The 10,246-nt window shown below is 48.7% G+C and carries 10 protein-coding genes; 4 read left to right on the plus strand and 6 right to left on the minus strand.

Features of this window, described 5'->3' with window-relative positions; translation table 11 throughout:
• Positions 1–128 precede the first annotated feature (128 nt).
• The 3 genes from QGP82_RS12965 to QGP82_RS12975 form a co-directional block, all read right to left on the minus strand.
• Positions 129–554: a GNAT family N-acetyltransferase gene (locus QGP82_RS12965; RefSeq protein ID WP_499059512.1), complete on the minus strand. Its 426-nt coding sequence runs from the start codon at positions 552–554 to the stop codon at positions 129–131.
• Between the two features lie 101 nt (positions 555–655).
• Positions 656–1,087, minus strand: a complete 432-nt coding sequence (locus QGP82_RS12970; protein WP_499059514.1) for a GNAT family N-acetyltransferase — start codon at positions 1,085–1,087, stop codon at positions 656–658.
• Between the two features lie 165 nt (positions 1,088–1,252).
• A complete protein-coding gene (locus QGP82_RS12975) occupies positions 1,253–2,152 on the minus strand; it encodes an AraC family transcriptional regulator (RefSeq protein WP_499059516.1) in 900 nt (299 codons plus the stop codon).
• Between the two features lie 163 nt (positions 2,153–2,315).
• Here QGP82_RS12975 and QGP82_RS12980 point away from each other — a divergent pair, with 163 nt between their 5' ends.
• From QGP82_RS12980 to QGP82_RS12990, 3 genes are all read left to right on the plus strand, one after another.
• Complete coding sequence (locus QGP82_RS12980; RefSeq protein ID WP_499059527.1) at positions 2,316–3,074, plus strand: SDR family NAD(P)-dependent oxidoreductase; 759 nt, start codon at positions 2,316–2,318, stop codon at positions 3,072–3,074.
• A gap of 19 nt (positions 3,075–3,093) precedes the next feature.
• A complete protein-coding gene (locus QGP82_RS12985) occupies positions 3,094–3,909 on the plus strand; it encodes an SDR family oxidoreductase (RefSeq protein WP_499059518.1) in 816 nt (271 codons plus the stop codon).
• A gap of 63 nt (positions 3,910–3,972) precedes the next feature.
• Complete coding sequence (locus tag QGP82_RS12990) at positions 3,973–4,977, plus strand: SDR family NAD(P)-dependent oxidoreductase (RefSeq protein ID WP_499059520.1); 1,005 nt, start codon at positions 3,973–3,975, stop codon at positions 4,975–4,977.
• Positions 4,978–5,217: 240 nt separating this feature from the next.
• Here the strand turns inward: QGP82_RS12990 and QGP82_RS12995 are convergent, their stop codons facing one another.
• Positions 5,218–6,003, minus strand: a complete 786-nt coding sequence (locus QGP82_RS12995; RefSeq protein ID WP_499059522.1) for a PhzF family phenazine biosynthesis protein — start codon at positions 6,001–6,003, stop codon at positions 5,218–5,220.
• Positions 6,004–6,314: 311 nt separating this feature from the next.
• Complete coding sequence (locus QGP82_RS13000) at positions 6,315–6,713, minus strand: VOC family protein (protein ID WP_499059528.1); 399 nt, start codon at positions 6,711–6,713, stop codon at positions 6,315–6,317.
• A gap of 489 nt (positions 6,714–7,202) precedes the next feature.
• Here QGP82_RS13000 and QGP82_RS13005 point away from each other — a divergent pair, with 489 nt between their 5' ends.
• A complete protein-coding gene (locus tag QGP82_RS13005) occupies positions 7,203–8,384 on the plus strand; it encodes a Clp protease N-terminal domain-containing protein (protein WP_499059524.1) in 1,182 nt (393 codons plus the stop codon).
• A gap of 114 nt (positions 8,385–8,498) precedes the next feature.
• Here QGP82_RS13005 and QGP82_RS13010 read toward each other — a convergent pair.
• Positions 8,499–10,246: class I tRNA ligase family protein (locus QGP82_RS13010; protein WP_499059525.1), on the minus strand; the 1,748-nt coding region annotated here is incomplete at its 5' end.

A 10,246-nucleotide genomic window follows, 5' to 3' on the forward strand; every position in this document is an offset into this window, starting at 1 on the left:
ATTGCAACAAAATGGCTGATGCGATGCTAATGCGATTTAAGGCCGCATAGCGGTTTGGACTTCAGCGGATGACAATAATGTTTGCCTTATGTCAATCGTATATATTTCCGTTCCGTTTCAAGCTCTTGTTAGCCATGTTCGGAGAATGAGCGTATTTGTTCTTCTGAGCGAGGCCATATATAGGCTGAGCGCTGTTTATGCCAACCTAGTTTTTCATAAAAGTTGCTTTTCCCTGGTGCGGCTGTCAACATCGTAGTGAGAAAAGGCTTGAGGTCGTTTTCAAGTTCACTAAGGATTTTAGAGCCAATCCCATTCCTTTGATATTTGGGCAACACAGCCAAATCAACTATCCATCCATAGTAATATCCATCGTCAACTGTTCTACCTACACCAACCAATTCATCACTGATATAAGCAAAGCATTTAAAGGAGCTTCTTTCGAATGAAAGTTTAACTTGTTCCGAAAGCCTTTCTCCCCATCCGACAGCTTTGAATATATCGGACACTTCCTTCCAGTTTATAGTTTCTATTGAAGTTGTATACCTGACATTCATGTCACTACTTTTTGATAGCTAACGTAACCAGTTACCGGGCTGCCGCTTTTGATGTTCCACTTAGATCCCATCGGATCGGCGGCTCCGGTACAATACGCTTGTTATGTAGCATCATCGCACAAGCGTTTGAAGTACACTAATTCTGGATCGCCTTCGTCAAGGTTTTCGATGAAGCCGCTTCGCTTAAACCCCTGCGCTGCCAGCAGCCGCTGCATTGAAAAGTTGGATTGATTCGTCGATGTGAATAGTTTAGGTGTGCGGCATTCGTTGACCAAATGGCGGATCAACGCGGAACCGATTCCTTGGCGTCGAAATTGCGGATGGACATAGAGCATTTCGATCCAACCGTTGTCATAGAACTTGTAGTTCAGGACAGCGTAGGCCACGACGTTAGTGTCGATGACGGCGATGTAACACGCACCCGATTTGATCTGGTCGTGGATGAACTGGACGCGTGTCGGGTCAGATGCCGCGACCTGATCGAAAGCGATGATCGCATCTGCATCCGTCGTTGCAGCGATTTGCAATTTCATGGAAGTATCGCATGCCATATAACGTTGCCCATCACCCGCCGTAAATCACCTTTGCATGTTAACCGATCGACTCTCAGCCGTCGGTCTGCATGGGCGTTGTTATGAGACGTTTGGGCAAATCGTAACTTTTCAATGACTAGGAAGGCTTTGAAATCTTGTGCAACACTACACTTTCGTATGTTTAGCCAAGTCTTTGCTAGGTGAGTTGCCGAACTTGCGGGAATACTCGCGACTGAACTGTGTGGGGCTTTCATAACCAACTTCGAACGCAGCACTAGAGACGCTATGGTTCCCATTCATCAACAATCGGCGAGCTTCGAGGAGCCTGAGTTCTTTCTGATATTGCAAGGGCGTCGTCGCTGTCAGCGCCTTGAAATGCTCGTGAAAGGACGACGGGCTTAGCCCTGCGACACTGGCTAACTCTGCCACGGTGAGGGATGTGGCATAGTCCTGCTTAATACGGGCGATCGCATTGGCTATGCGGTCAGCCTGGCTCCCACGCTGAAGTAACTGGCGCAGCATGCCGCCGTGCTGGGCTAGGAGCAGTCGGAAATGGATTTCACGCAGAACAAGCGGGAGCAGTACTGTGGCTTCGACAGGTCGATCAATCAAATCGACAAGCCGCCCCATCGCATCGAGCAGCGCCCCATCTGTCTTGCCAACGTTGAGTGCCCGAGCCTGCTTTTCTTCAATTTCGACTTCGCCCACCTCGTCGTAGAGACTGCGTACTATACCCATGTCAAGTTCCAGTACCAGCGCCACATAGGGCATCATCTTGGTGGCCTCAGTTACGCGCGAAATGACCGGCAGTTGATGGCTGACAATCAAGGACTCGCTCGCCGTAAAACTCACTCGGCGCATACCCAAATGGGTTTCCTTAGCGCCTTGGAGGATTAGGCAGAACAGGGGATTATAAAGCACTGCTTCTAAAGCTGTAGGCTTGCGGCTTCGCAGAATCCTAAGTCCGGCAAGGCCAGTGGCATATACCTCCATGTCAACCTGTTGGCGATCGGCGTGGCGATCTGCGTAAACACAAACATGGTCGATGAGATCTTGGTTCTGCATAAACGCCTCCTTTTCTATTCACTAAGTCACATAGATCAAGATACGCACGCAGTTTGTAAAAAGACCAATAGATTGGAGGATCAGGCAGATCTTTCGGAGGATGTGGCAGGTAGTTTGAATTGATTAACCCTAGATTTAGAACATGACCAGTTTAGAAATGACTATGACTGACAAAATCGCTCTGATCACGGGTGGTAGCCGTGGTCTTGGCCGTAGCGCTGCCATACATCTAGCTAAGCAAGGTGTGGGTGTCGTACTCACCTACCTCAGTCGTTCGGACGAGGCCAATTCGGTCGTGACCAAGATTGAAAACCTCGGTGGTCGTGCAGCTGCACTCCAACTCAATACAGGTGAAACAGCGCAGTTTGCGTCTTTTACAGAGCGCCTTGCCGACACGCTCGATCAGGTGTGGGGACGCCAATCGTTTGACTATCTCGTTAACAACGCGGGTATCGGCATTAATTCAGCTTTTGCTGAGACCACAGAAGACGAATTTGACACGCTGATGAGTATTCATGTGAAAGGAGTCTTCTTCCTCACACAGCGACTTTTACAGCTGATCGAAGATGGTGGCCGGATCGTGAATCTCTCCTCCGGTCTCGCTCGATTCTCGCTGCCCGGATATGCCGCCTATGGAACGATGAAGGGTGCAGTAGAGGTTCTGACTCGCTATATGGCCCAGGAACTCGGTCCGCGAGGCATTGCAGTGAATGCGATCGCACCAGGCGCGATCGAGACTGATTTTGGCGGCGGTATGGTACGTGACAATTCCGAGATCAACCAGTTTGTGGCTGCTTCCACAGCAATGGGAAGAGCGGGTCTCCCCGAGGATATAGGGGGGGCGATCGCCAGCCTATTGGTCGGTGACAATCAATGGATGACCGCGCAGCGCATCGAAGTTTCCGGCGGCATGAACCTTTAATAATAAAAGCAGCTAAAACATGAGCAAGACAATTTTAATTACTGGGGCCTCCAGTGGCATCGGCAAGGAAACAGCGAAGTTCTTCCAGGCGAAGGGTTGGAACGTGATTGCCACCATGCGCACACCGGAAAAGGAAGAAGAGCTGAATCAGCTAGACCATATTCTGATTAGTCGTTTGGACGTGACTGACAGCAGCTCAATCGATGCATCTGTGGCCGAGGGTATCCAGAAATTTGGATGCATTGACGTCCTTTTGAACAACGCGGGATACGGTGCCTATGGCCCCCTTGAAGCCTTCCCGATGGAGAACATCCGCCGCCAGTTTGACACCAACGTGATTGGCCTCCTGGAAATGACAAAAGCGATACTGCCCCATTTCCGGGCAAACAAGGCTGGGACAATTGTGAACATCAGCTCGATTGGTGGGCAGATGACGTTTCCCCTCGGCACGCTTTATCACGGCACCAAATTTGCGGTCGAGGGTCTTTCCGAAGCGTTGCATTATGAGCTAGAACCTTTTGGCGTCAAGGTGAAGATTGTCGAGCCCGGCATGATTCGCACCGATTTTGGTGGTCGTTCTTTTGATTTTGTCAATGACGAGACGATAGAAGAGTACCAGGGTACCGTGCAAAAGCTCTTGACCCATTGGGGTAGCGTGGGTGAACAGGCCTCTGAGCCTAGTGTCGTGGCAGAGGTGATTTGGACTGCCGTGACCGACGGTACCAGTACACTGCGCTATCGAGCTGGCAACGATGCTGTCGAACTGTTGGATAGCCGCAAAGCTCAGGATGACGAGCATTTCATCGGCAAGATGAAACAACAGATCGGGCTGTGAGTTACGGCACCCATCTCCCTACGAATTAATCCTCTCAACAATACAGGCAACGGAGAATTAACAATGTCTCGTGATCAATACCGTTCTTCTGGTTCTTCAGCGACAACCCGTCGCAAACTCCTCTCGACCGGTGCCATGGGCGTAGCAGCAGCGACTACTGTAGCCACTCTGGGTGTACCCGCTGCCGCGCAGGACACTGCTACTGACGTGATCGCACAATCATCGCCAGAGTCGACTGGTGAATTTACTGGTCAATGCGCTTTTATAACTGGTGGTGCTCGGGGCATCGGCTACGCCTGTGCTGAAGAGTTCGCTAAAGCAGGCGCAAATATTGTTCTCTACGACATCGCAGGCAATCTCGATGCCGTCAACTATCCCCTGGCAACCGAGCAAGATTTGGCAACGGCAAAATCGAATATCGAAGCCCTTGGCGTCAAATGCCTCGCGATTAAAGGCGATGTTCGCGACAGCACGAAGCTGAAGGAGAGTGTTGCACGTACAGTTAGAGAATTCGGCCGTCTGGACATACTAGTCGTCAATGCGGGGGTCACCCAAGTTGGCGTGCTCGATGAGTTTCCTGACGAAGAGGTCCAAACGGTTATCGACATCAACCTCATTGGAGCCGTCAAAACCACTCAGGCAGCACTACCGATCATGCGTAGGCAGAACGCTGGCCGCATCGTGATGATTTCCTCGATCTTGGGACGGCTTGGAAACGAGAATTTTTCAGTCTATTCCTCGACAAAATGGGGATTAATTGGTTTTGCTAAGAGCACGGCTCTGGCGATGGCCAAACATAATGTGACGTGTAATGCGGTGTGCCCAGGATGGGTGCGGACAACACTGGCGGACAACGATTATATGCTCAACGCTATATCCCCGGAAAATCCAAACTTTGATGCTGTGGAAGCAGCAGCCGAAGCAAGCTACCATCCTTTACCCATGGGAGCTTACGAACCTGTTGATGTCGCACGAGTAGTCAAGATGTTTTGTGGTCAAGCTACGGCGATGATTACTGGAGAAGTTTTTGACATCTCACAGGGCCAAAATGCACGATTCAATGCTTGATGAGCGGATGCGATCTCAGTAACTTAGGTGTAAAAAATCAAACACAACCTGACAAATCTCTAAGTGTCAGATAACCCTCTTCTGTCAGATGAAGTTTGATCTATTACAACTTACAACTCATGCCGCATAACGCTCTTGGTCAGCGGTTTTCGAAGTCTTTACTACACAGCAAGCAGCTTTAGATAATCCGCTGCACTAGGGTTGTATTCGGCCTGGTGCTAAAAATGCTCTTGGGAATAGTTAGATTGTGATGTGTCCCTCCAGATAAGTCACTGATTTTCCTGAAATTAAAACTCTTTCACCTAAATCTTTACAAAACAACTTTCCGCCTCGTGGTGATAATTGATAGGCAACCATGGAATCCTTGCCGAGTTTCTCGCTCCAGTATGGTATCAGTGAACAATGGGCTGAACCTGTTACAGGATCTTCAAAAATACTTGCTTGCGGTGTGAAAAAACGTGATACGAAGTCGGATTCTTTTCCTTTTGCTGTCACAACGACACCACCTGGATCAAGATTGACTTGTTCAAGAATGTGTTGATTAGGTTCAAGGTGTCGAATAATTTCTTCATCTTTAAACACGAGCACATAGTCTCTTGACTTCAAAATTTCTACAGGTTTGTGCTGAATGGCATCCAAGATTTCGCGTGGAGCTTTACTGGGTTGAGGTTTACGCGAAGGAAAGTTTAAGGTTAGTAACTCTTCCTCGACAGCTACTGTAAGCTCTCCACTTTTCGATTGAAACTGGATCGAAGGCAGTGAATAGTTTAAATGCCTTGCTATGACATGTGCTGTTGCTAAAGTCGCATGTCCACACAAGTCCATTTCGATTTCTGGTGTAAACCAACGGATTTCAAATCCCTGATCTGCTCGAACAAAAAATGCTGTTTCCGCAACCGAATTCTCTAATGCTATTTTCTGCATGACACCATCAGGCAGCCATTTCTCAAGTGGACAAATCGCAGCAGGATTGCCACCGAAAATTTCATCTGTAAAAGCGTCAACTTGGAATACCGGTAATTTCATCACAGGATTAAAGCGTTGGTAGATCCATTTCAGAATACTGTCCTACCGATGACTGAAGGCAGCATGTGAAACTGGGGGCGGTCGATATTTTTGCATCAATGCTTGAATTGTAAATTCCGTCCGCTCCTGCGTAGGGTTAGGCTACAGGGCTCAAAGACATTGTCTACCTCAGGGCCTATGTTAGGCTGCGACGACTTGCTTCAAGGAATTTATGAGCATGGTGCGTTCCCTACAAGATCGACTGGCCTAACGCTTGAGTTCAGCAGCGTCAAAGCCACGCAGTGGTTTTGATGTCTGACGGCAACGATTTGTTAGGTGGCAACGTTGAGTTGCCATGACACGCCAAACCGATCATTGACCCAGCCAAACTTTTGGCTGAATCCGTAATTGTCGAGTGGCATCAATACGTCACCCTCCTCGGACAGAATGCTAAATGCGCGCTCAAGCTCCTCCAGGGAGTCAAACTCTACGAAGGTGGAACTTGATGGAGTAAACGAAAATTCGTGCTCCATCGGACTGTCCGAGCACATGAACTCACGCCCGTAAAGCGTGAACACCGCCACCTTGATAGTTCCGACCGGACCAGGCTCACCCTCGGTGTATTTTTTAACACGCACTATACCGGAGTCCGGGAAAGTGGAGAAATATAGATCCAATGCTGCCTGCGCAGCACCGCCTTGAAACATAAGAAATGGTCTAGCTGTTGTCATCATATTTCTCAATTGTTAGTTTTTCCGTCTAACGTTGCCCATCACTCGCCGCAGATAACTTCGAGTTCTGAACATTAACCTTCAGTCGGTCGGTGGGCGTGGGCGTTGTTAGACCAAGATCGTACATCCTGAAGAGTAGATGGATTGAGTGATGGGATTGCTATATATATGTAGGGCTTGCTGAAAAAGTAATCAGTGCTTTAACAGCAAGGAATTTGACCGATTTTTCAAAAAGCTAGTGCAAGGTCGAAATCGCTGAAACCATTGATTTTCCGTAAAATTCTGTTATTTAACCTTGCACCTAACTGAGCCTTTTGAGGCTGAAAGCCTTATCCAGATTCGATTCCGATTTATTCAGCAAGCCCTATGTAGCAATCGAAATTTAAAAATCAAATCTTTATAATCTGCCCCTTGAGTCTCACGTTACGTCACCCTTTAGTATTCAGTTATCAAGCGCAATTTTTCGGGGAATTGGAGTCGAGGCGACCTATGTCAAAACGTTTACAAGTCGGGGAGTTGGCAAAACAGACCGGACTATCTATTCGGACCTTGAGGTACTACGACGAGATTGGTTTGCTGGTGCCCTCGCACCGCACTGAAGCAGAGTATCGACTGTATAGCGAAGCAGACATTGCAAGACTCCAACAAATTTTATCGTTACGACAGTTGGGCTTTGCACTCAAGGAAATTCGTGAATGTCTGGAGAATCCCGACTTCTCCCTACCGAATGTGATCAATCTACATTTGGCACGACTCCAAGAACAGATGGCTGTGTCGCAGTCGCTTTTTACAAAGCTCAGTACCCTAGCCCAACAACTCCAAACCTCCCGAGTCGCTTCAGTTGACGATCTCTTACAGATAATGGAGAACCTCACCATGACTCAACAATATTTGACCCAAGAACAACATGATTTGCTCGAAGCCCGATTGCATGAGGGACAGACCGAGGAGCAGGCCGAGTGGCTTCATTTACTCGATCAGACGCGATTGCACATCACCCAAGGTAGTGACCTCAACTCTCCAGAGGTGCAGCACATGGCATTGCAGTGGCGTGACAGCATCCTGTCATTTGTCGGTCGTGACCTGAAACTCTATGAAGCGTTTATGCAGCTCTATCAGAAAGAGGGAGCTGAAGCTGCTAGCTGGGGTACCTTAGATGCCCCCACATTCGACTATATTCTCAAGGCGGTGGCGCTACTGTCAGTACGGGAAGAAATGGTCGGGTTTTCATTGGATCGCTTTACCCCGGAAACCCATGAAGTGTTAACTAAAGGTCAAGAATGTGTGCGAGAGTTACACCTCAACTGCTTCGGTGCAGAAGCTCTACTTTTAGGGCTGCTAGCTGTCAAAACATCCTCAGAAGCACAAGCCCTGCACAACCAAGGGGTGGACTTCGCCATTGCCAAAAATCTCTGCCGAAAATTGTTAGCTCAATATAACGTTTCTGATACAAAAATCCCCTCAGAAATTCCCTTTACCCCTCGTGCCCGCCGTGTAATGAAGCTAGCAACTGAACAGGCAAAACAGCAAGGTCACGATCAGATAGACCTCCAACATCTGTTACTCGGTCTTTTGCAAGAAGGTGAGATGGGTGGTGGTATGGCTATGCGCGTTCTACAAGAGTGCCGAGTAGATTATCAGAAGTTAAAACAGCAGCTTAGCAGTGTATAAGGAGAAAGGCGCGGATCTAACGTTGCCCATCACCCGCCGAAGATAACCTCTGCATCCTACAGAGCTACTTTCGGCGGTCGGTATGTTATGAAACGCACTCTACAGCAAGGATGGCTATGTGATTTGTCGCTTAATCCAATACCGCATCTCTGTATTATGGAGCGTTACGGTTCCACTATAATCGGCAACTGCGAGCTCATTAAACCTCACTTCAGTTGCTAGCACCTCACTTTCGACCGTAGCACGGTGTACCTTTAATGCATCTAAAACGAGTCCCGACGTTTGCAACCCTAGCTGAATCCGATCAGAGATGGCCAGCCCTGCATTTTTTCGGGCCTCCTGTAAGTGTCGGATAGCTTGACGCATCAGTCCTTCCTGTATTAGCTCGTTAGTGAGGTGAGTATTCAGAGCGGCAAGATAGCCCTGGTCTTCGATAGCTGCGTACCCGTCTGGACTTTTAGCCTTGATTAAAAAGGCTTCTGGTTCGAGATGAACAACGGTTCCCTCTAGGTCGATGACGGTCTCAACGTAACTGCGGATATTATGTACAATCTCGCGGCTATCGAGCGTGGCCAGCGTTTGGATCAATATCGGTAACTGTTTACCCAATCGCCTGCCCAGTAGCGGTAAGTTGGGTTTTACGATGTAATCAACAAAGTCAGTAGCTAACTCTAAATAAGTCACTTGTTTGACGTTGATTTCTGCTTTGAGTTGAGCTTCAAATCTTTTGAGACCAGCCATCTCAGCTGCTGTTCGAACTCGTACTAAAAGCTCTCCTAATGGCTGCCGCAGCTTTACCCCAGCCGTCGATCGCGCGGCTCGTCCCAACTCAACTAGGCGGATCAAGATGTCCATATCTTGCAGTAATACAGCATCGATAGCCTCTTCTTCCCAAGGGCTCCACTCCGCCAAATGTACCGATTCAGGCTCATTTGGAAAAACACTCAGGACCAGATTCTGATAGAGGTGTTCGCTGATAAACGGAGCCATCGGTGCCATCAGTTTAGTCACTGTTACCAGCGCTTCGTATAAGGTCTTATACGCTGATGCTTTGTCGCGATCATTTTCAGATTTCCAAAAGCGGCGACGATTGCGACGGATATACCAATTAGACAGATCGTTAACCACAAAATCGCGGATCAAACGGCTGGCCTGGGTAGGGTTATAGTCATCTAGCTGATCGGTAACGGCTCTGGTCAGCGCATGTACCTTAGCCACTAGCCAGCGGTCAAAATCAGGACGATCAGGCACCACTTGGATCAGATCGGGGGCATCAAGATTGGCATACAGCACAAAGAACCCATAGGTATTCCACAGGGTCATGAGAAAATCTTGGACGGTATCGTCCACTAGAGATTGGGAAAAGCGTTTAGTGGTCTCCGGTGGACTAGCGCTAAAGAGATACCATCGCAAGGCATCTGCCCCCTGAGCGTTGAGGACTGTCCAAGGGTCTACGGTGTTACCTTTGGACTTCGACATTTTCTCGCCGTTCTCATCGACGATATGCCCCAACACGATTACATTTTTGAAGGCAGGCGAATTTTCCACCAGGTGGGTCAAAGCGCCCCTCGGCCGCTGCTCGTCTTCAGGATCTGTCAGCAGCGTGGCCAGGGCATGTAAACTGTAGAACCAGCCACGGGTCTGATCGATCGCCTCACAAATGTAGTCGGCTGGAAAGCTTTGAGCCAGAACATCTTGATTTTCAAACGGGTAGTGCCACTGGGCATAGGGCATCGCCCCTGACTCAAACCACACATCGACAGTGTAAGGAACACGCTTAAACAACTTGCCGTTTTGTTCAAAGGTAATGTCGTCGATGTAGGGGCGATGCAAATCCAGCTCAGACAAATCCTGTCCGGTTA

This window comes from Leptothoe sp. LEGE 181152, from assembly GCF_032906605.1.
GTDB classification, from domain to species: domain Bacteria; phylum Cyanobacteriota; class Cyanobacteriia; order Phormidesmidales; family Phormidesmidaceae; genus Leptothoe; species Leptothoe turfae.